Here is a 21201-nt window from a genome sequence, read left to right as displayed (position 1 = left end):
AGCGCATCCCCTGTCAATCAAGTTGCTGCCATCAGAAAAAAGGGGGGATGATTTCAGCTTCTTACACACATTGGCCATCATCCGGAAAAGTTTCACACCCGGCTTTCTGCCAAGCTAGTCTGTGTTGATGGACACGCCCCACATCGCTTCTCTGGCTCATGCGCCCTTCATTCTGGCGCGCCGAATCGCTTCGGCTCGCAGCCTGCGTCTTGTTTCCAGCGCTGCGACCGCGCTCCTTGCCTCCTACCCGAAGTCGGGCAGGACCTGGCTCAGGTTTATCCTGGCCCAATATTTCCTCGCGTCGCGTGCATATCCGCCCATTACGACCCAGAGCATGTTCACCTTTGCTCCCAATTTCGACTTGGATCCGGTGCGCGGCATACCGGCCTTTGTCCGCAGGTCGGAGGAGGCCTCTTTCCCCCTCATCCCTTCCACCCATCTGCGCTTCAAACCAACCCTCCCCGGTCGGCTTCCCATCATATTCCTCATCCGCGATCCGCGAGCCGTACTCATTTCCGACTATCACCATGTGACCCGGCACAAGATGTCGTTTCAAGGCAGCGTTGACGATTTTCTCATGGACGAGAATAGAGGCCTGCCTCACTATATCAAATATATGAACAGCTGGGCCAATGGCCTCGAACGGCATGATCATCACGTCATATATTATGAGGATCTACTGCTTCAAACGGAGGCAGAAGTCGAAAAGATGCTCAATTTTCTGGATGAGCCAGTCAACACCCATGCCCTTGGATATGCGGTGGAAAACTCATCCTTCGAAAAGCTCAAGGCACTGGAACTCGCCCAGGGCATTCCCGGCCATGAATATGACAGATCGGATTCAGATGCCCTGCGGATCAGAAAGGGGCAATCCGACAGCTTCCGGCAGGAGCTGACGATCGAGCAACAAAAATTCATCGAGGATAGCTGCAAGTCTCAGTTGAACCCCCGGATGTTGGCCAAGCTGGATCGATACGGCTTTTCGGACCCGCCTTCGTCATCCACCGTGAGGCCGATCGGGGTATCGCAATCTCCGGCGCCCGAAAGACAAGTACATGATCCTGTAATCAAGGGCCGCCTTCCCTCTCTTGGTGTACAGCTCTTGAGCGAGGCGATGGTGATAATCGGCCTCGCCGCCATGCTCATCGCCCCGACCATTCTGGCGATAGAAGTAGGCGAATGGCTTTTCCGGCGAGAATGGGATGGTCATTCCCTTGAAGACGGCCTCGCCTTGTTCGGGATCGACCGGGTGGGGCCTGTGGAAACGCCGACCGAACGAATACTCGACGTCTTTCTCGCGTTGCCCCTCACCATCGCCTTGTTCATGAACGGCCTCCTCATATTCCTGGCTGCCGTACATTTCGGAGACTGGGGTCTTCAGGGCGTACGGCTCAAGAAAAAGCTCGCCGTCGAGCAGAGCAAAAGGCGCCAGCGGAGCCACGCCAACAATCCGCCCTCTGACCTCAAACCGACAGGAACGGTAAGCCCCAGCCGCTGATCAATGTTCATTTAGAGCATCGTGCGCAAAAGTGGGAACCGGTTTTGCGCAACAAACGATGCGGCAACAAATAACTAGAGCGCGCATCTTGCGTCCGATTTAACGCAGCGCGCTCTAGGCTGTAGTGACGATTTAATCATTTGAGCCATAGCATGATGCTTGCGAGCTTGATGAAGCCGAGGAAGTTGGCGGCGATTTTGTCGTAGCGGGTAGCGATGCGGCGCCATTGTTTGAGGCGAGCGAAGAAGCCTTCGATGCCCCATCGCTGTTTGTAGGCGATGACATCATATGGTCGGCGGATGCTGCGATGGCGGCGTGGCGGGATGACGGCCTCACCGCCTTGGGCACGGATCAGATCGCACAGGCTATCGGCATCATAGGCGCGATCGGCAAGAACCTGCTTTGCGGGCAGTCCTCGGATCAGGTCGCAAGCAGGCGCCATGTCGTTCTGTTGTCCGGGACCGAGTATGAAGCGCACCGGCAGACCAAGGGCATCGACTACGGCGTGGATTTTGGTGCCGAACCCGCCTCGGGAGCGGCCGAGAGCCTGGGCTTGAACGCCCCCCTTTTTACCCGCGCTCCGGCCGCTTGAGCCTGGGCGCGGATCACGGTGGCGTCGATCGCAAGCCATTCGATGTCGGGATCGTCCGATACCGCCGCGAATATCCGGTCAATCACCCCTTGCTCGACCCACCGATAATAGCGTCGCTTAGCCGTCTGATAGGGGCCAAAACGCTCGGGCAAATCACGCCAGCGTCCGCCCGAACGCGCCAGCCACAGCAGCGCATCAAGAAACCGGCGGCCATCGCTGCGTGGACCACGCTTGCCCTTTCGTCCGCCCGGCACAAACTCGCGCAGTCGCTCCCACTGATCGTCCCGTAAAACCTCGCCTTCCACACCAGCCTCCAAAAGCCAGTGTTGAATCAGAAATCTACGCTCGCGTGAATCCCTAAAATGTCACTACAGCCTAGACCTGTTGAGCAAGCCTCGCCCAGTCGCGCTTTATAACGGTAAAAGGCCCGCCCCGCGAAAATGCGCGGGCGGGCCTTTTCAGTGCGTGAAACGAAAGGCGGGCAGAACCGCGCGGCTATCCTGCGGCTGATCCGGCCGCAGGCGCTTGCCGTGCTTATTCGCCATCATCCTCCGCTTCGGGTCCGGTCATCATTCCTTCGGCGACCTCTTCGGTCTTGCCCCGGATCACCTTTTCCAGGCGCTCCGCCATTTCGGGATTTTCCTTGAGGAAGGTCTTGGCATTTTCACGACCCTGGCCGATGCGAACGGAGTCGTAGGAGAACCAGGCGCCCGATTTTTCGACCACGCCAGCCTTGACGCCAAGGTCGAGTATCTCGCCGATCTTCGAAATCCCCTCGCCATACATGATGTCGAATTCGACCTGCTTGAAGGGCGGGGCCACCTTGTTCTTCACCACCTTCACGCGGGTCGCGTTGCCGACGATATCGTCACGATCCTTGATCTGGCCGGTGCGGCGAATGTCGAGGCGAACCGAAGCATAGAATTTGAGCGCGTTGCCGCCCGTCGTCGTTTCCGGATTGCCGTACATGACGCCAATCTTCATGCGGACCTGGTTGATGAAGATCACCAGACACTTGGAGCGCGAGATCGAGCCCGTAAGCTTGCGCAGAGCCTGGCTCATCAGGCGCGCCTGAAGGCCAACATGGCTATCGCCCATTTCGCCTTCGATTTCAGCGCGCGGCACCAGCGCGGCGACCGAGTCCACCACCAACACGTCGATGGCGTTCGACCGCACCAGCGTATCGACAATCTCCAGCGCCTGTTCGCCGGTATCCGGCTGCGACACGATGAGTTCGTCGATGTCGACGCCCAGCTTCTTGGCATAGGCCGGATCAAGCGCATGTTCCGCGTCGACAAAGGCCGCGATACCGCCGGTCTTCTGCGCCTCTGCAATGGCATGCAACGCCAGCGTGGTCTTGCCCGAGCTTTCAGGGCCATAGATTTCGATGATGCGGCCGCGCGGCAGGCCGCCGATACCCAGCGCGATGTCGAGCCCCAGCGATCCCGTCGAGATCGCCTCAATCTCGATCTTCTCGCGGCTGCCCAGCTTCATGGCCGAACCTTTACCGAAGGCGCGGTCAATCTGGGAAAGGGCCGCTTCCAATGCTTTCTGTCTGTCCATTGTCCCTGTCTTCTTGGAATCGATGAGTGAGAGCATTGCTGTCATCGGCCTATCCCCTGTCAAGCGGAAGCGCCGATTAAGTGGCGCCTTGGCCACCATGTATCCCCTTTGTTCCAAAAGAACAAGAGGGGAACGGAAATTTCCTATTTAGGCGGAAAGAACCTTCGTCAGCGCCCGCTCAACGGCGCCAATCGTATAAGGTTTTGCCAAAGTCGGCCGATCCGAATGCCCTGACGGCACATCATCAGCCATGCCGCCTGTCGCGAAAATAAAGGGGATGCCGCTTTGCGCCAGCAGGTCCGCGACCGGCCAGCTTTTCTCACCCTGCAGATTGCAGTCCACCAACGCGGCGTCGAAGCCGCCCTTGCGCGCATGGTCGCACGCCTCATCCACCGAAACGGCAATGGCATGCAGGCGATATCCCAATGTTTCGAGATAATCTTCCAGCATCATGCCGATCATCGCTTCATCCTCGACCACCAGGATGGTCTTGCCGTCCGACATGTGCGTCCCCTATTTCGTTGCGCTCGCTATCTTATCATCGGCGCGCGGACCAGCATAAACGCTTGATCGTTCAAGAAGTTCATTCCACCGCTGTACCCATTGCCAAGGCGTCCCGCGCCGCCTCCGCGAGCTGGCTGACGGAAAATGGTTTGGGTAGGAAGGCGACATTGGCAAGGTCGATCGACTTGCGCAGCTGCTCCTCGGCATAGCCGGACATGAACAGCACCGGCAGGTCGGGATGCGTATCCCGTGCCCGCGCGACCATGGACGGGCCATCCATGTTGGGCATGACCACGTCGGAGATCAGCAGGTCTATCTTCTCACCGCTCGCCAGCACCTCCAGCCCCTGCTCGCCGTCGTTGGCGGTCAACACCTTGTAGCCCTGACGCGAAAGGGCGCGTTCTGCGACGGCGCGGACCATATCCTCGTCCTCGACCACCAGCACCGTGCCCGTGCCCCATGTCTCGCTGCGCTTGATCGGCAGCTTGGCGGGAATCGCCTGCTCCATGTCGGCGCCCTGATAGACGGGCAGGTAGATGACGAAACTCGCCCCCCGGCCAATTTCAGATTCGGCGAAGATATAGCCGCCCGATTGCTTGACGATGCCATAGACGGTGGAAAGGCCAAGCCCCGTGCCTTTGCCCAGCTCCTTGGTCGTGAAGAAGGGCTCGAAGATCTTGGACAGAATGTCGGGCGGGATGCCAAGGCCGGTGTCGGACACGCGCAGCGCGGTATAATCGGCGGCGGGCAATATCTCCTGCCGCATCTCGCGCACCTTGCCAGCCGGAACCGCATAGGTTTGGATATTGAGGATGCCGCCTTCCGGCATCGCGTCGCGCGCATTGACCGCCAGGTTCACGATCACCTGCTCCAGCTGCCCCGGGTCCGCGCGCACCGCGCCCAGGTTGCGGCCATGGCTGACCTCCAGCTTCACGCTCTCACCCAGCAGACGCTTCAGAAGGTTGGAAACGTCGGCAACGATGTCCGGCAATTGCAGCACCTGCGGACGCAATGTCTGCTGCCGCGAAAAGGCGAGCAGCTGGCGCGTCAGCCCAGCCGCGCGATTGCTGTTCGACTTGATCTGCTGAATATCGTCATAGTCGCTGTCGCCCGGCGTATGGCGCATCAGCATCAGGTCGCAATGGCCGATGATCGCGGTCAGGATATTGTTGAAGTCATGCGCGACGCCCCCGGCCAACTGGCCGATCGCCTGCATCTTCGTCGCCTGCGCCACCTGCCGCTTGAGCTTGCTTTCCTCGCTATTGTCCTTGAGGCTGAGCAGCACCGCTGCCTCGCCCAGGCCCCGGACGCCCGCCAGACTGAGCGCCGTCGGCTCCTCCGGCTCGTTGCGCAACCTGATGGCGATATCGCCCGACATTTGCGGCCCCACCGCAAAGCGGCGCACGGCGTCTGCGACTGCTGCCTGATCTTCCCGCACGACCAGATCGCCGGGATAACTCGGCCGTTCGCTACGCTTGAGCCCCGCCGCACGGGAAAAGGCGCTGTTGAGAAACAGGACGCGACCATCGCGATCCGCCATGGCAAGACCGAAAGGCAGCAGGGACAGCAGCGTTTCGATATAGGAAAGCGCCGATGTGCCGCCCGCGCTGCCCGCTGGCTCATCGATCAGCAGCAGCAGCATCGGACCATCCTGGCCGACTTGACTACCAGCAGGCTGAGCCGTCCGACGCAAGGGCACCTGCAACAGCCGCAGCGGCAGCCCGCCCGACTCCTCACGTGCCAGAAATAGCCGCCCCTTGTCATCGACGCGCATATGGGCGGCAAAGTCACGGCCGGTGATATTGGCGTCGATCCGGCCAGCGGCGCGCAGCAGGAAAGCCCCGTTCGCCGCGCGAATACGCCCTTCGCCGCCGATCATCACCGCCATGATCCCGGCCTCGCCCATCTGCCGTCCCGCATCCCCGGTCAGCAGGCGGTGCACATCGTCCAGCGCGTTGGGCTGGCGAACCGGGGTAAAGCGCCACAGCAGATAATCTTCCGACCGGCCCGTGCGGCACAGATCGACGTCCAGCCGGAGAGCACCCTGCGCCACGCCTTCGACCCGCGCCTCACCATCGCGCCAGGCCGCGCGGGCGGCAGCGCTCAGGCTTTCCGTCAGGCCCGGCTCGGCGGTGAGATTGGGGGGCGTCGGAAATCCGGGAAACCATTCGCCGAACAGGTCGCTGGCGCAGACAAGCCGCCCAGCCCTGTCGGTCACGGCAATCGCCATATTGGACGCGTCGGCCGCAGCGCGCGCTACCGTCCAATCCGGCACCGCCTCGCCGTCTGCCGCCTCTTCCGGGAAAATACGCCGATACCAGCTGAGCAGCGCAGCGATGGCAAGGATCATTGCGCCGAACCCTGTGGCCAGAGCCGGGTTGCCGGTCGCATAGATGACGAGAACCGCCGAAAGCAGCGCCGCCAGTATCAGCAGCGGCAGGGACAGTCGGGAGGGGCGCTCGCCCGTCCACGCTTCCTCATCCCTTTTGACGCGCGAGGCCATCGGCCGGCCTTCCCCCTGAAAACGCCTGGACTATTCGCCTTGCGTCAGACGCGGGCGACTTCTTCCAATGCGCTGCTTTCGGGTGCCTTGCCAATCCTCAATTTACGCGCATGCCATTTCCGGCCCATCCGATGGCGCCAGATCCAGTCGGCAAGGAAATATCCGACCACCGCGAATGCGATCGAAATCAGCGACAGCCCAAACAGCATGGCGGGCGCCGCTTCGGAAAAAAGCCAGCCACACCATTCGCGGATCGATGCGTGCTTATCCACCAGCGCCATGAAACCCGATGCATCCGCGCTGCGCCCGAGAAACCAGTTGCCGACATAGACCGACGCCATCAGGAACAGCGGTGTTGTCGCTGGATTGGAAAGAAACGTCATCGCCGCCGCCAGCGGAATATTGGCCCGGAACGGCAGCGCCAGCATCGCCGCCCCGGCAATCTGCACACCGGGGATCAACAGAAATATCCCGACCAGCAGCCCCAACGCGACTCCACGCGGCACGGAACGACGGGTGAAGCGCCACAACGATGGCTCCAATACCCGGTGCGCGACGGGGGCGATGAAGCGATTGTCCTCCAGCGATTCACGGGTCGGGGCATTGGCATGCCACCACCGCGACAGGCGGCTCATGCTCGCTCTCGGCCCCATCAGCGATGGTCCTTCATGATACGCTGTTGATCGCGCTTCCAGTCGCGTTCCTTGATCGTTTCGCGCTTGTCGTGCGTCTTCTTGCCCTTGGCCAGCGCCAGTTCGACCTTGGCCTTGCCACGGCTGTTGAAATAGACGCTCAAGGGGACAAGCGTCATGCCCTTGCGCTCCACCGCGCCGTGCATGCGCGCGATCTCCCGCTCGTGCAGCAGCAGCTTGCGGGGCCGCTTGGGTTCATGATTATAGCGATTGCCGTGGCTGAATTCGGGGATGTTGCTGTTGACCAGCCACACCTGATCGCCCTTCACCTCGGCATAGCTCTCGGCGATGTTGCCCTCGCCGAAACGGAGCGATTTCACCTCCGTGCCTTGCAGCGCGATGCCCGCTTCGAACACATCCTCAAGGAAATATTCAAAACGCGCGCGCCGGTTCTCGGCGACGATCTTCTTCTTGTCGAACAGTTCGGGACGGGGGCGGGCCATGGGACTCTTAACTAACTCACTTCACCATATAAGGCCGCAGCCCATTTAGACGAGACCCGCAATTTCCAACGCCCGATCGACAGCGGCGCGGCTCGATTCCGACGGCCAGGTGATCGGCAGGCGCAATTCACCGGGCATGTCGGACCGCACGCGGCTGAGCGCATATTTAACCGGTCCAGGTGAAGAATCGCTGAACAATGCGTCATGCAGCGGGTATAGCCGGTCCTGTAACGCCAGTGCACCAACCCAGTCACCCGACGCACAAGCCGCCTGGAATTGCGCGCACAGTTGCGGCGCGACATTAGCCGTGACGGAGATGCAGCCCCTGCCCCCCATGGCGTTAAATCCCAGCGCGGTTTCGTCATTGCCGGACAGCTGGCAGAAATCATCGCGGCAGGCGAGCCGCTGCGCGGTGACCCGCCCTAGATTCCCGGTGGCGTCCTTGATGCCCACGATTGTCTGATATTCTTCCGTCAGGCGATGGATGACCGGCACGCCAATGTCGGTGATCGTGCGGCTCGGCACATTGTAAAGAACGATCGGCAGCTGACAGCGCTCGGCCAGATAGGCGAAATGCTGATATACGCCTTCCTGGTTGGGCTTGTTATAATAAGGCGCGACCACCAGCGCCGCGTCCGCGCCAGAAGCCTGCGCCGCAAACATATGCTCCAGCGCGATTCGCGTGTCGTTGGACCCACAGCCCGCAATCACCGGCACCCGGCCCGCCGCCTGATCGACACAGATCGCGACGACGCGGTTATGCTCTTCCACCGTCATGGTGGCGCTTTCGCCGGTGGTGCCGCATGGCACCAAAGCGCTGCTTCCTTCCTCGATCTGCCAGTCCACTAGGGCGCGAAACGCGGCCTCATCCACGCTCCCGTCGCGAAATGGAGTGACCAGCGCCGGAATCGACCCGGAAAACATCAACAAACTCCTTCAATTCACCGGCATTCCGGGGCACACTGTCGAGTGTAGGCAACGGCGCGCTATAGCGTGTCATTCAGGGCCTGATAAGGATGGAATTGCGATGATGTCCAGTAGGCTGTCAGCTCGCCGCCCCGAAACAACATTGGTCCGCATGCCCTTGATCGCTCTTCTTCTTTTTACCGCCGGCGCCAGCGCCCAGACCGAAGCCCCTGTTGCGTCGCCCTATCCGGCTGGCGCGGTGGTCCAGCAACTGCCCGCCTCGACTCAGGCATCGCCTCAGCCATCGCCCTGGAATCAGGTCAGCGGCCGAATCGGCGTCGCGTCCGATCCATCCATCTCCGCGACGATCAGCCAATGGCGCGCGTTGCAGCAGAGCGATGGCCTGGGCTTTTCGACCTATGCCAGCTTCATCCTCGCCAATCCCGGTTGGCCGGGGGAGGACCGGATGCGGCGGCTGGCGGAAACCGGCATCAATCCCAACAGCTATGATCCGCGTCAGGTTACGGCCTTCTTCGCCCGCTTCCCCGCGCGCACCGCCACCGGCCATGCACGCAATGCGCTGGCGCTGATGCAGATGGGCAGCATGCCCGAAGCGCGCATTGCCGCACGCAGCGCCTGGGTCGGCGGCACGCTTTCGCCGGATGACGAGGCTCGGCTTCTTTCGCTGTTCGGATCCAGCTGGACCAGTGCGGACCATGATCAGCGCGCCGACGTGCTGCTATGGGGCGGCGACATCGCCGGCGCGCAACGGATGCTCGCTTATGTGACGCCCACGCGACGGCCGGTCTACGAAGCGCGTATCGCCTTCCGCCAGAAGGCGCCGGACGCCGCCTCCCGGATGCAGGTCGCCGAGCCGGTTGGCATATCCGACGCAGGCTTCGTCGCGGACAAGGCGACCTGGCTGATGAACACGGGCAATTGGGTCGCCGCGCGGCAATATCTTGCCAACCGTCCCCAGCTGACCTTCCGCCCGGGCAATGCCGAAAAATGGTATGAGACATTGCTTGGCCAGGCGCGCGCCGCCGCCAACGACAGCCAGTGGAGCTTCGCCTATGGCATCGCCAGCAAGCTCGACGACGCCTATGCGCCCGGCACCGACGTTTCCAGCCGCCCGATTGGCGAGCGTGACGACTATACCAGCCTCGCCTGGCTGGCGGGATCGACCGCCTTCTACAATCTGAACCGCCCAGCGGACGCTGCGGCGATGTTCCGGCGCTACGCAACGGCTGCCAAATCCCCCCAGACCCAGTCGAAGGGCTATTATTGGGCAGGTCGCGCAGCACTGGCAGCCGGTGATACGGCCACCGCGACCAGCTATTTCGCCCAGGCTTCGGTGTTCCCGGATCAATTCTACGGCCAACTTGCCCTAGAACGCGTCGGAAAGCCGGTGCCCGCGCCTGCCCTCGTGGAACGGGCCGTGGAGATTTCCGCCGCCGATCGCACATCCTTCAACAATCGTTCGGTCGTCCGCGCCGTGAAGGCGCTGGGACAGATGGGCTATTGGGAGGATCAGAGCAAATTCGCCCGAGCTATCGCCAATAATGCCGACAGCGACAGCGACCATTATCTCGCCGCCGAACTCGCCAAGAGCATCGGCAGGCCCGACATGGGCGTGATGGTCGGCCGCCGCGCCGTGTCCAGCGGCCTCACCGGCTATGGCGAAAGCGCCTTCCCCCGCATGCCCGTGCCGCCCACCGCGCAATCCAACTGGACGATGGTGCACGCCATCGCCCGGCAGGAAAGCCAGTTCGACCGGCAGATCGTCAGCCACGCTGGCGCGCGCGGCCTGATGCAGCTTATGCCCGGCACCGCGCGGGAACAGGCGGGCAAACTTGGCCTCGGCTACGACCCCGGTTCGCTCAACGATCCAAGCTACAACATCATGCTCGGCTCATCCTATTTCCAGCGAATGCTTAACTATTATGGCGGCAGCTATCCGCTGGCGGTCGCAGCTTATAATGCCGGTCCCGGCAATGTGAACCGCTGGATCTCCGCCAATGGCGACCCGCGCCTGCCGGGTGCCGACATGCTGCGCTGGATCGAGCAAATCCCGATTTTCGAAACGCGCAACTATGTACAGCGTGTGCTGGAAAATGCGGTCGTCTATGAAGCGATGAATCCCGAACGCGCCCGCTTCCGGGGCTCGAACACGCCGCTGTCCAAATATCTGGGCAAGCAGACGCCGGGCTAAGGTCCCAGTGTCCCCAGTCGGGCTGAGCGGAGGGCTTCGACAAGCTCGGCCCGACAGGATAGGGATGTCCCGTCATGACCGCTCATCCCAACTATATATCGCCTGAAGGCTTCGCGAAGCTGCGCGCCGAATATGACCAGTTGCTTGGGCAGGAGCGGCCACGCATCGTGGAGATCGTCAGTTGGGCAGCGGGCAACGGCGACCGCAGCGAGAATGGCGATTATCTCTACGGCCGCAAGCGCATGCGTGAGATCGACGGCCAACTCCGCCGCCTGTCAAAGAAGATGAAGGATGCGAAAGTCGTCGATCCTCGTCAACAACCCGACAAGACCCGCGTCTTCTTCGGCGCGACCGTGACGATCGCCGACGAAGACGACAATCACCGCACCGTCACCATCGTCGGCAATGACGAGACCGACGCCAGCGCGGGCCGGATCGGCTGGAGCTCCCCCATCGCGCGCGCTCTGCGCAATGCCGCAGTAGGCGATCTGCGCCGCGTTATGCTGCCCGCCGGGGAGAAGGAATATGAGGTGATGGAGATCGGTTATCCGGAGTGACGTGAAGCTCGTTAAGGGTTCAAACCATCCCTCTCCCCTTCAGGGGAGAGGGAGGAAGTACCCTTCACCCAAAAAAACCAGCCACTCAGATCACCGAACCACCTTCTTCCCTGTCGTTCCCGCCTGTGCAACCACCGCGCCCGGCTTCGCCGCCAGCCGCCCGATCGTCTTCAGCGCATAATCCAGCTGGAAATCCTCGATCCCCTTCTTCTTCAGCTCCTCGGCCGTCATGGCGAAGCGGGGATCTTCCTTGGTGTCTTCTTCCAGCGCGGCATTGTCCGTCTTGATCTCGTTGATCAGGTGGCGGCGCAGGTCGCTTTCGCGGAACTTCGGCCGGTTCTTGTAATCGGGATCCGATAACTGCGGCACCCGGACGTCAGGCTCGATACCGCCTTCCTGCACAGACCGGCCGGACGGCGTATAATAGCGCGCCGTCGTCAGCTTGAGCGCGGTCGTATTGGTCAGCGGCAACATCGTCTGCACGCTGCCCTTGCCGAAGCTGCGCTCGCCCATCACCAATGCGCGATGCTGATCCTGAAGCGCGCCCGCGACGATCTCGGAGGCCGAGGCAGACCCGGCATCGACCAGCACGATGACCGGCAAGCCCTTCGCATCATCGCCGGGCTTGGCATAATAGCGCTCAACATCGCCCTTGTTGCGGCCGCGCTGTGATACGATCTCACCGCGCTCCAGGAACGCGTCGCTCACGGACACGGCTTCATCCAGCAACCCCCCCGGATTGGACCGGAGGTCAAGGATGTAGCCGGTCGGCTTACGGCCCAGGCTCTTGTCGATGCTGCGGATCGCCTGCCGCAAATCGGCGCCCGTATTGGCGGAAAAGCTGACGATGTTGATCACGCCAACGCCGTTCTTCACTTCCCACTTCACCGGCTTCAGCTGAATGATCTCGCGCGTCAGCGTCACTTCGATCGGCTTGTCGCGGCCTGCGCGCACGATGGTGAGCTTGATCGACGTGCCCGGCGCGCCGCGCATCTTGTCGACGGCTTCGTCCAGCGTGCCGCCATAAATCAGCTGCCCGTCGAGATGTGTGATATAATCCCCAGCCTTGATCCCTGCGCGCCAGGCCGGGGTATCCTGCGTCGGTGCGATCACCTTGACCGCGCCATCCTCCTGCGTGACCGATAGGCCAAGGCCGCCATAGCTGCCCTCTGTCTGGGTGCGCAGGTTCTGGAAGTCTCGCGCGTCGAGGAAGCTCGAATGCGGGTCGAGGCTGGCGAGCATGCCGTCGATCGCGCCCTTGATCAGCTTTTCGTCATCGACCTTTTCGACATAGTCGCTGCGGACTTTCTGGAAGACGTCCATGAACTCGTCGAGCGCCTTGTAGCTGCTCGCTTCCCCGTCCGCGAGCGCGGCCGTGGTGGCGGGGATGAGCGCGAGCGCGCCAAGGGCAACGGCGCCCCGGAAGAAATTGGATTTCATTGCTGTCCTGAGTCCTGGCATCAAGCCATCAGTATAGGATGCTTCTCAGGCATACGCAAAGCATCGGTTGCGGCGTAGCGCCGGGCGCGACGCTATTCGTGCGGCCGCAACGCCTGATTGAGATCCTCCATCACCTGGGCGATCGGTTCTACCACGGTGACGCTGCGGCCTTCGCCAAAGCGGATGCGGGTGCCGTCAGTAACAGAAGATACGAAGGTGACCTGCGCGGCATTGATGGCGGTTTCGGTCCGGTCGGCGCCCACGAACATCACGAGCATGGCTTTCCTCTCCTTCTTGTTGGATGTTGAGGTTAGCCGCATTTGCGCATGGCGCCAGCCATTTTTCCCTGAAGCCGACGTCAATCCAATCGAATGGCCTCGATAAAGAGACTGGCCCGCGCATCCAGCCGCTGCGCTTCGCCCGCCAGTTGGCTTGCCGCATGCCGGATGTTGCGCGCGCCATCGACCGCCGCGTCGGCATTCCGGCTGATCTGACTGGCGCTCAGCCGGACATGGTCGCTGGACTCGCCCGCTTCGGCCATGCTGGCAGCGATGCCCCGGCTAAAGGCGCCATGACGCGCCACCGCGTCGAACACGGAAGCCGACAGCCGATCCGCCGTCTCAATCGCGGACCCCATCAACGCATGGCCCTGCGCCACATGACCGACAGTCGCGCGGATATGGTCTATCCGGTCGGCAATTTCCGCCGCGGCTTCGCGGGTCTGCCCGGCGAGCAGCTTCACCTCGCGCGCGACAACGGCAAAGCCTTGCCCCGCCTCCCCGGCTCGCGCGGCCTCTATGCCCGCGTTCAGGGCCAGCGTCGCCGTTGCCCTGGCAACCGCGTCGATCAGCGCCGTCACCTCGCCGATCCCATCTGCCTGAACGCGCAATTGTTGGGTCTGTGCCGACCCCAGCCGCGTCTGTTCGACCGCCGCCTTGATCGCGGCACCCGCCTGACGCACCTCATCCTCGATCGACTGGAACAGCAGGCCAAGGTCGTTGGCCGATCCAGCGATGCCGGACAGATTGTCAGCGGTTTGCGCGGCGGCCACTGCCATGCCTGCTGCCGCCTGACCGTTATGGGCCGCCCTTTCCGCGGCGTCGCTCGCCAGCCGGGACAGCATATCGGCCATCCCCACCAGATCGGCGATCAACGTCGCGATGTCGTCGCGAAAGCTGCCGCTCTCCCGCGTCACGCGCTCCAGCCGCTCCGCCCGCGCAATCGCGACGCGCGCATCCCGCTCCGCCGCCAGCTTCAGCAGCAACTGCCCGCCGACCATCCCGGCATAACGGCCGGCTTCGATGACGATCAGCCCTTCGCATTTCTGCCCCTGCGCTGCGTAGAGGTCGATCAACATCTCGATCGTGGCGCTCCGCTCAACCGAGGCACAGGGCCGGATATGGTCATCAAGCCGCCCACCAAAGCTGGGGTTACGCAGCAGCGCATGACCGAACGGATTGAACAATATCCGCCGCATGTTCCGCTCGTAGATCGCGCCCTTGGGCCGATCCGCTTCGTCCAGCACGGGCAGCAGCCGCAGCGAAGGGTTTTGCTGAAAATGCTCCACCGCTTCGCTCAACGGCCGTCCGATCCGGATTGCCGGACTGGTGGAGACGAAGGGCAGGCCCTGCCAGCGAGGCAGCGACGGCGAAGGATCGAGCATCATGGGCGCGTACATGCGCCGCTGGTAGCGCCCGAATGGTAAATGAGCGGTTAGGTTTTGATGACATATTTATGACAACACACTGTTTTGTTTTGGTTTTTTACGGCAGTTGATAGTTGAATGCTTCCTTGGCGAGCTTGACCACCTCCGGGTCGGCCTCAGGAAAATCCATCGGCACCAGCTTTTCCAAGGACTTGGCGACATATTTCAGCGCGGCGATCCGCCCGGCCGCACGGTGATTATTGTCGATCACCTGCCATGGCGCATATTTGCTTTCCGTCTTCTTGAACATGTCGTGCATCGCGTCGAGATAATCGTCGCGCCGCGCCCGGTTGCGATAATCTTCCTTGCCGGTCTTCCACCGCTTCCACGGCGTGTCGAGCCGCTGCGCCAGCTGCTTGTCCTGCGTTTCCTGGGTAATATGGACGAACAGCTTGATGATGTTCGTCCCCGCGTCCGCCTGCTGCTTTTCGAAGGCGTTGATCTCGTCATAGGCGCGCTTCCATTCGCCCTTGGAGCAGAGCCCTTCCACTCGCTCGACCAGCACGCGCCCGTACCAGCTGCGGTCGAACACCGCGATGTTGCGGCCTGCGGGCAGCCGCGTCCAGAAGCGCCAGAGGAAATGATGATCGCACTCTTCCGCCGTCGGAGCGGCTATCGGCCAGACCCGATAATAGCGCGGGTCCCATTGCGCGGTCATCCGCTTGATGATGCCGCCCTTGCCCGCCGCGTCCCAGCCTTCGAACAGGATGACCGACCGCCGGTCATGGATCACATGAGCAACCTGAATCTTCGCCAGCCGCTCCTGCAGCTTTTGCAGCTCCGCCTCATAGTCGCCTTTGATAGGCTTGCCCTTCTCATAATCGGCAAGGTCAATCGCCATGCGCGTCATCCTTCCTGTTCAGATGAGGAAAGCAACGCCCGAAGCGGCAAAATGTCAAATCCGCCCCGCTCCTGCCCCGTCATCCCAGCGAAAGCTGGGATGTAGATTCACGTTTGAAGTGCAACATTTGGATTGAAGCGAGAGAATGCCTCTGCGGGAGTAAGGAAGTCGAGGCATTTTCTTGGCGTATGATTATAGCGCTGTATGGCAGCGAGGATGTCATCGGTGGTGATGGCATCGAGGTTGGTTTTGCGCGGCAGGCTGCGGCGGAGGCGTCCGATGGCATTTTCGACGCCGCCTTTTTGCCAGGGTGAACGGACATCGCAGAAGAAGGTCTGGATACCGATCTGGTTTGCGAGCTGGTGATGCCGGGCGAACTCGGGTCCATTGTCGAAAGCGATGGAGCGTCGGAGGGTTTGGGGCAGGTCGGCCAGCATGTCCGCCAGATGGCCTGCGGTTCTGCGGGCCTTTCGATCCTGTGGCCGGTGGATGATCGTGAACCGGGAGGCGCGTTCATGGGCGACGAGGATGGCCTGGCCATAGCGGGCAAAGAGCATGAAATCGGCTTCCCAATGGCCTGGGCTTTGCCGATCATCGGCGTCAGGAGGGCGCTCGGTCAACGGGCGGCGATGCTTGATGATGTCGAGCATGCTCCCGCCGGTAGGGACAGGGTGGCCGCGCCTGTGCCGGGCGCGCGGCAGCAGGCGGTGCCAATAATCCTTCTGTGCCGAACGGTGGTAGATGAAGCGGTAGATTGACTCAGGGCTGATGAGGGTGCGACCGTGCTCGCGCGTCAATCGGCCTGCGATCTGCTCGGGGGACCATCCCATCGCAAGGCCGTCCCTCACAAGGCCGCGCAGGTCCGGTTGGCGTTCCAGCTTGAAGCGGCAATCCCATCGGCGCCTGCGTTCGGCAAGCTGCTGGGCGCGGACAGGCTCATAGCCACCGGGCCAGACCTTGGTTCGCACGCTGTTGCGCCGCAGTTCGCGGCTGATCGTAGCTGGCGCCCGCCCGAGATGCGCCGCTATGGCTCTTTGCGATTTACCGCCTGCATGCAGCCGGTAAATCTCGATCCGCTCCTCAAGGCTGAGCTGGCCATATCTCTGTCCCATCGCAACAACACCCTAGCAGGTGTTGCACTTGTTCCGTGAACTCAGGGCATCTCAGGAGGCGCAGCGCGATCTCGACCAAGATCCCAGCTTTCGCTGGGATGACGGTAGGGTGATCAAGCCTTCGCCTGCGGCTCCACCACCCGAACATGCAGTTCGCGCAGTTGCTTGAACTCCGCCGCGCTCGGCGCGCCCATCAGCAGGTCTTCGGCCCGCTGGTTCATTGGGAACAGCGTCACTTCGCGCAAATTCTGCGCCCCGCACAGCAGCATGACGATGCGATCGACACCAGCGGCCATACCACCATGCGGCGGCGCGCCATATTGAAACGCGCGATAAAGGCCGCCGAAACGCTCCTCCACATCCTGTTGGCTGAGGCCCACCTTCTCAAACGCCTTCACCATCAGCTCAGGCGACTGGTTACGGATCGACCCCGAAGCAATCTCATAGCCGTTGCAGACCATGTCATACTGATACGCCTTGATCGTCAGCGGGTCCTGATGCTCCAGCGCGTCCATCCCGCCCTGCGGCATGGAGAAGGGGTTGTGCGCAAAGTCGACCGACTTCGATTCCTCGTCATATTCGTAGAAGGGGAAATCCACGATCCAGCAGAGGTCGAACCGATCCTTGTCGATCAGATCAAGCTGCTCACCCACGCGAATGCGCGCCAGACCCGCCAGCTTGGCGGCCTGGCTTTCCTTGCCCGCCGCGAAGAACACGCCGTCATTGGGGCCAAGGCCCAGCGCCTCGATCAGCTTGGCCGTCCGCTCCTCGCCATGGTTCTTGGCGATCGGGCCGCCGGGCGCGCCGTCCTTGATATTGATATAGCCAAGGCCGGAATAGCCCTCGCCCCGCGCCCAATTATTCATGTCGTCGAAGAACTTCCGGCTCCCCGCGCCCGCGCCCGGCGCCGGGATCGCACGAATGACGCTGCCGCTCTCGACCAGCGATGCGAAGATGCCAAAGCCCGAGCCATGGAAATGCTCGGTCACGTCCTGAATAAGGATCGGGTTGCGCAGGTCCGGCTTGTCCGATCCATATTTCAGGATCGCCTCATCATAGGCGATGCGCGGAAAGCTGCCCGCAGGCGTCACCGGCTTGCCGTCGGCGAACTGCTCGAACACCTGCGCGATCACCGGCTCCATCGTGTTCCACACATCTTCCTGCGTGACGAAGCTCATCTCCAGATCAAGCTGGTAGAACTCACCCGGCAGGCGGTCGGCGCGCGGATCTTCGTCACGGAAGCAGGGGGCGATCTGGAAATAGCGGTCGAAACCCGCCACCATCAGCAGCTGCTTATATTGCTGCGGCGCCTGCGGCAGGGCGTAGAATTTGCCGGGATGGATACGGCTCGGCACCAGAAAGTCGCGCGCGCCTTCCGGGCTGCTCGCGGTCAGGATCGGCGTCGAATATTCGGTGAAGCCTGCCCCTTCCATGCGGCGGCGCATGTCGGAGATGACCTTGGTCCGCTTGACGATGTTCGCATGCAGCGTCTCGCGCCGCAGGTCGAGGAAGCGGTAGCGCAGGCGGATATCCTCGGGATATTCCTGCTCGCCCGCCACGGGAAGCGGCAGATCGGCGGCAGCCGACAGCAGAACCGCGTCCAGCGCCCGGATTTCGATCTCGCCCGTCGGCAGGTTGGGGTTCACGGCCTCGGGCGCGCGCGCCACCACCTTGCCGGTCACCGTCACCACGCTTTCGGCGCGCAGCGATTCGATCACCTTGAAGACGGGACCGTCCACCTCGGTGACGATCTGCACCATGCCATAATGATCGCGCAGGTCGATGAAGACCAGGTCGCCATGATCGCGCTTGCGATGCACCCATCCGGACACGCGCACTTCATTGCCAACTTCGGCAGAAGTCAGGGCGCCGCAAGTATGAGTGCGATAGGCGTGCATGGCGATTGTATCTTTCAGCTTCGTTTTACGGAAATGACAAAGTGCCGCAGCCCCGCTATGGGCGGTCTTGTCAAGCATTGACGAGCCCGTGAGCGACGGGCCAGCCCATAATAAGATCGAAGACCATATGCAAATCCATCCGCTGATCACCGACAGCAAGACTCTCGCCCAATTCTGCGCCCGTATCGCCAAATCACCCTACATCGCGGTCGATACGGAGTTCATGCGCGAAAACAGCTATTGGCCTGACCTCTGCCTCGTCCAGGTGGCCGACAGCAAGGAAGCCGCCGCGATCGACCCCAAGGCGCCGGGCCTCGACCTTAGCCCCCTGCTCGACCTGATGGTCGACAATGAGGATGTGCTGAAGGTCTTTCATGCCGGCGGGCAGGATCTGGAGATCATCTACAACCTCACCGGCCGGACCCCGCATCCGATGTTCGACACGCAGATCGCCGCCATGGCATTGGGCCTTGGGGAACAGATCGGTTACGGCAACCTCGTCGATGCGTGGCTCGGCGTGCAACTCGACAAGGGCGCGCGTTTCACCGACTGGGGCCGCCGCCCGCTCGACAAGCGGCAGATCGACTATGCGATCGGCGACGTCACCTATCTGATCCAGATTTTCCCGATGATGCTGGAGGAGTTACGCAAGACCGGACGGGGCGACTGGCTCGATCAGGAAATGGAGCGCGTCTGCGACCCTTCCAACTATGTGAACGAACCGCAGGACGCCTGGAAGCGCGTCCGCATCGCCAGCCGCAAGGCCGACGTCCTCGGCCGCCTCAAGGCGCTCGCCGCGTGGCGCGAGATCGAGGCGCAGGACAAGAATCTTCCCCGTGGCCGCATCGTCAAGGATGAGACGCTGGCCGACATCGCCAGCCATCCACCCCGGTCTCAGGAAGACCTTGGCAAGGTGCGCGGCCTGTCCGCCACCTGGAAAACCAACGACATCGGCGCCCGCCTGATGGCGGCGCTCGGCAGCCACACCCCGCTCGACAAGGATGAGATGCCCGAACGCGATCCAAAGCGTCCGGGCCTCGGCAAGGACGGCGCGCTGGTCGCGGATTTGCTGAAGCTGCTCCTCAAGATCCGCTCACGCGACATCAACGTTGCCGCCCGCCTCTTGGCCCGCAGCGACGATCTGGACGCGCTGGCCGCAGGTGTCCGCGATGACCTGTCGATCCTGGAAGGCTGGCGCTATGAACAATTCGGCCGCGATGCCGTTGACCTTGTCGAAGGACGCCTGGCCTTTGCGGTCAAGGGCGGCCGCCTCAAGATGACACGCACCGAATAGGAGCAATTATAATGCGGGCAGCGGCGCTAATGATCCCCCTGTTGCTGGCGGCCTGCACCGCCGCTGACGGACAAAGCCCCGCTACCACGCCAGCGACAGCCGAAGGCCCATGCCGCAACGAGGGCCTCGATCGCTTCGTCGGCCAGACCGCAAGCGTCGACCTCGGAACGCAACTGCTAGAAGCATCCGGCGCCCGCACCCTCCGCTGGGGCGCCCCCAGCATGGCCATGACCATGGACTTCCGCCCCGATCGCCTAACCGTCAGCTACGACGAGAAGATGACAATCACCTCCGCAAGGTGCGGTTAGCGCACTCCTACTCCCCCTCCCGCAAGCGGGAGGGGGTCGGGGGGTGGGCCAGCGCAACACCGGTTTCATAGAAGAAGCTCGCTACGCTCGCCCCACCCCTAACCCTTCAAACGAGTCACCTGCCTCCCTTGAATGCAAGCGGAAGGGGAATAACTAATCAGCGCCACCGTCACCCAAATGCCACACCCCCCTAAAAAACCATCCTATTCCCAACACCAGCCCAAAATTCACCCTGTCCTATTCCCCCACAACAACCCTATCCCCGCCCCTCTCTTTGAAACGTCCCACATCACCCCCTCGCGCACGCGCGCCCGGCCACGCGCGCGCATACACTGTGAACTTCGACGGAAATCCGCCGTTTTTTACGCATCACCTCAACATTCCAGTCCTACAAGCGCGCCGCTACCGATCCGGTTCACATGGCGCTTACCGTCGATCTCCAGCCAATCCGGCGTCACCTCCAATCGCCGCCCCCGGATCGTCGTGCGCAAATGTTCCACCGCGATCCGGTTACGCGCCACGATCCGCAAAATGGCTAACCCCTCGCCGCGCGCCGCCATGACGCTGTAGCGATCACCCCGCAGCAGAAACCGCCAGCTACCATTGGCGGCCAGCCATTCATTGCCCTGGATCACCTGCACCGGGTTGCCGTGCGGATCGCCGAGCCGCAGGCTGATCCGCGTCGCGCCCCGGCTGCGGCGCGGCGGCGCGAACATCAGGATCGGCTCCCCATCCAGCACCAGCGGAATCGGCGTATCGCGCAGCGGCCGCGAGCCCCCGACGATCAAAGTCGGCAACTCCGAAGAAAATGGCATGCGGTCCCGAGCGAAGTGCCGCTGGCGGACCACCGGATTGGTATGAAATCCCTGCACCTGCGCCGTGGTCAGCCGCCCCTCCTCCACCAGCGCGTGGCAAGTCGGGCAGAGCAATGTCGCTTGGGGCGAATCGGGCAGGCGAAGATAGCGATAGATGGTCACGCCACATCGGACGCAGGCGAAGCCGCAGGCCTCACGAACGGCCTCACGCTGCGGCTCAGTTAATTCAGGCAGCGAAAGCATCACCGGCAAGGCCATGAAGGACACCCTTTGCAACCGCGCCCCGCGCCATTGCGAAGCAGCGTTACCCAGCGGCAT

18 protein-coding genes and 1 pseudogene are annotated in these 21201 nt (G+C 62.1%); 5 read left to right on the top strand and 14 right to left on the bottom strand.

Annotation, left to right across the window (positions count from 1 at the left end; translation table 11 throughout):
• Window positions 1-127: 127 nt before the first annotated feature.
• Window positions 128-1498: a sulfotransferase domain-containing protein gene (locus ACZ5U1_RS12730; protein WP_464778709.1), complete on the top strand. Its 1371-nt coding sequence runs from the start codon at window positions 128-130 to the stop codon at window positions 1496-1498.
• A 136-nt stretch (window positions 1499-1634) separates the two neighbouring features.
• Here ACZ5U1_RS12730 and ACZ5U1_RS12725 read toward each other — a convergent pair.
• The 7 genes and pseudogenes from ACZ5U1_RS12725 to dapA form a co-directional block, all read right to left on the bottom strand.
• A pseudogene (locus ACZ5U1_RS12725) lies at window positions 1635-2344 on the bottom strand (IS5 family transposase).
• A gap of 280 nt (window positions 2345-2624) precedes the next feature.
• Window positions 2625-3698 (bottom strand): recombinase RecA, encoded by a 1074-nt coding sequence (recA, locus tag ACZ5U1_RS12720; protein WP_464778708.1) that lies wholly within the window; start codon window positions 3696-3698, stop codon window positions 2625-2627.
• 102 nt (window positions 3699-3800) lie between these two features.
• On the bottom strand, window positions 3801-4157 hold the full coding sequence (locus ACZ5U1_RS12715; RefSeq protein ID WP_196225113.1) for a response regulator: 357 nt from the start codon (window positions 4155-4157) through the stop codon (window positions 3801-3803).
• 79 nt (window positions 4158-4236) lie between these two features.
• Entirely contained in the window at window positions 4237-6660 is a 2424-nt protein-coding gene (locus ACZ5U1_RS12710) for a hybrid sensor histidine kinase/response regulator (RefSeq protein WP_464778707.1), read from the bottom strand.
• Between the two features lie 44 nt (window positions 6661-6704).
• Window positions 6705-7295 (bottom strand): DUF2062 domain-containing protein, encoded by a 591-nt coding sequence (locus ACZ5U1_RS12705; RefSeq protein ID WP_464778706.1) that lies wholly within the window; start codon window positions 7293-7295, stop codon window positions 6705-6707.
• A 17-nt stretch (window positions 7296-7312) separates the two neighbouring features.
• Window positions 7313-7795 carry an SsrA-binding protein SmpB gene (smpB, locus tag ACZ5U1_RS12700; RefSeq protein WP_196225111.1) on the bottom strand — a complete coding sequence of 161 codons (483 nt, stop codon included), beginning with the start codon at window positions 7793-7795 and terminating at the stop codon, window positions 7313-7315.
• Between the two features lie 45 nt (window positions 7796-7840).
• Window positions 7841-8719: a 4-hydroxy-tetrahydrodipicolinate synthase gene (gene dapA / locus ACZ5U1_RS12695; RefSeq protein ID WP_464778705.1), complete on the bottom strand. Its 879-nt coding sequence runs from the start codon at window positions 8717-8719 to the stop codon at window positions 7841-7843.
• 154 nt (window positions 8720-8873) lie between these two features.
• On the opposite strand from dapA, the gene ACZ5U1_RS12690 reads away from it, so the two are divergent.
• Window positions 8874-10913 carry a lytic transglycosylase domain-containing protein gene (locus ACZ5U1_RS12690; RefSeq protein WP_464780050.1) on the top strand — a complete coding sequence of 680 codons (2040 nt, stop codon included), beginning with the start codon at window positions 8874-8876 and terminating at the stop codon, window positions 10911-10913.
• A gap of 74 nt (window positions 10914-10987) precedes the next feature.
• Entirely contained in the window at window positions 10988-11470 is a 483-nt protein-coding gene (gene greB, locus ACZ5U1_RS12685) for a transcription elongation factor GreB (RefSeq protein WP_464778704.1), read from the top strand.
• Between the two features lie 90 nt (window positions 11471-11560).
• Here the strand turns inward: greB and ACZ5U1_RS12680 are convergent, their stop codons facing one another.
• The 6 genes from ACZ5U1_RS12680 to aspS all read right to left on the bottom strand — a co-directional run bounded on the left by ACZ5U1_RS12680 (window position 11561) and on the right by aspS (window position 18466).
• Window positions 11561-12910 carry a S41 family peptidase gene (locus ACZ5U1_RS12680; RefSeq protein ID WP_464778703.1) on the bottom strand — a complete coding sequence of 450 codons (1350 nt, stop codon included), beginning with the start codon at window positions 12908-12910 and terminating at the stop codon, window positions 11561-11563.
• A 92-nt stretch (window positions 12911-13002) separates the two neighbouring features.
• Window positions 13003-13188 carry a hypothetical protein gene (locus ACZ5U1_RS12675; RefSeq protein WP_196225106.1) on the bottom strand — a complete coding sequence of 62 codons (186 nt, stop codon included), beginning with the start codon at window positions 13186-13188 and terminating at the stop codon, window positions 13003-13005.
• 80 nt (window positions 13189-13268) lie between these two features.
• Window positions 13269-14588, bottom strand: coding sequence for a methyl-accepting chemotaxis protein (locus tag ACZ5U1_RS12670; protein WP_464778702.1), 1320 nt, complete (start codon window positions 14586-14588; stop codon window positions 13269-13271).
• An 85-nt stretch (window positions 14589-14673) separates the two neighbouring features.
• The gene (locus ACZ5U1_RS12665) at window positions 14674-15456 is read right to left on the bottom strand and encodes a polyphosphate kinase 2 family protein (protein WP_464778701.1); all 783 of its coding nucleotides are present in this window, start codon (window positions 15454-15456) and stop codon (window positions 14674-14676) included.
• A 107-nt stretch (window positions 15457-15563) separates the two neighbouring features.
• A complete protein-coding gene (locus tag ACZ5U1_RS12660) occupies window positions 15564-16568 on the bottom strand; it encodes an IS30 family transposase (protein WP_464778700.1) in 1005 nt (334 codons plus the stop codon).
• A 113-nt stretch (window positions 16569-16681) separates the two neighbouring features.
• Entirely contained in the window at window positions 16682-18466 is a 1785-nt protein-coding gene (aspS, locus tag ACZ5U1_RS12655; protein ID WP_464780049.1) for an aspartate--tRNA ligase, read from the bottom strand.
• Window positions 18467-18593: 127 nt separating this feature from the next.
• On the opposite strand from aspS, the gene rnd reads away from it, so the two are divergent.
• Window positions 18594-19760 (top strand): ribonuclease D, encoded by a 1167-nt coding sequence (gene rnd, locus ACZ5U1_RS12650; protein ID WP_464780048.1) that lies wholly within the window; start codon window positions 18594-18596, stop codon window positions 19758-19760.
• An 11-nt stretch (window positions 19761-19771) separates the two neighbouring features.
• Window positions 19772-20068: an I78 family peptidase inhibitor gene (locus ACZ5U1_RS12645; RefSeq protein ID WP_464778699.1), complete on the top strand. Its 297-nt coding sequence runs from the start codon at window positions 19772-19774 to the stop codon at window positions 20066-20068.
• A 374-nt stretch (window positions 20069-20442) separates the two neighbouring features.
• On the opposite strand, the gene ACZ5U1_RS12640 is transcribed toward ACZ5U1_RS12645, so the two are convergent.
• Window positions 20443-21141, bottom strand: coding sequence for a hypothetical protein (locus tag ACZ5U1_RS12640; RefSeq protein WP_464778698.1), 699 nt, complete (start codon window positions 21139-21141; stop codon window positions 20443-20445).
• Window positions 21142-21201: the final 60 nt, after the last annotated feature.

It is taken from the genome of Sphingobium sp. TomTYG72, from assembly GCF_055394715.1.
The sequence above is the reverse complement of the archived record's forward strand: the minus strand, read 5'-3'. Positions and strand labels throughout refer to the sequence as shown.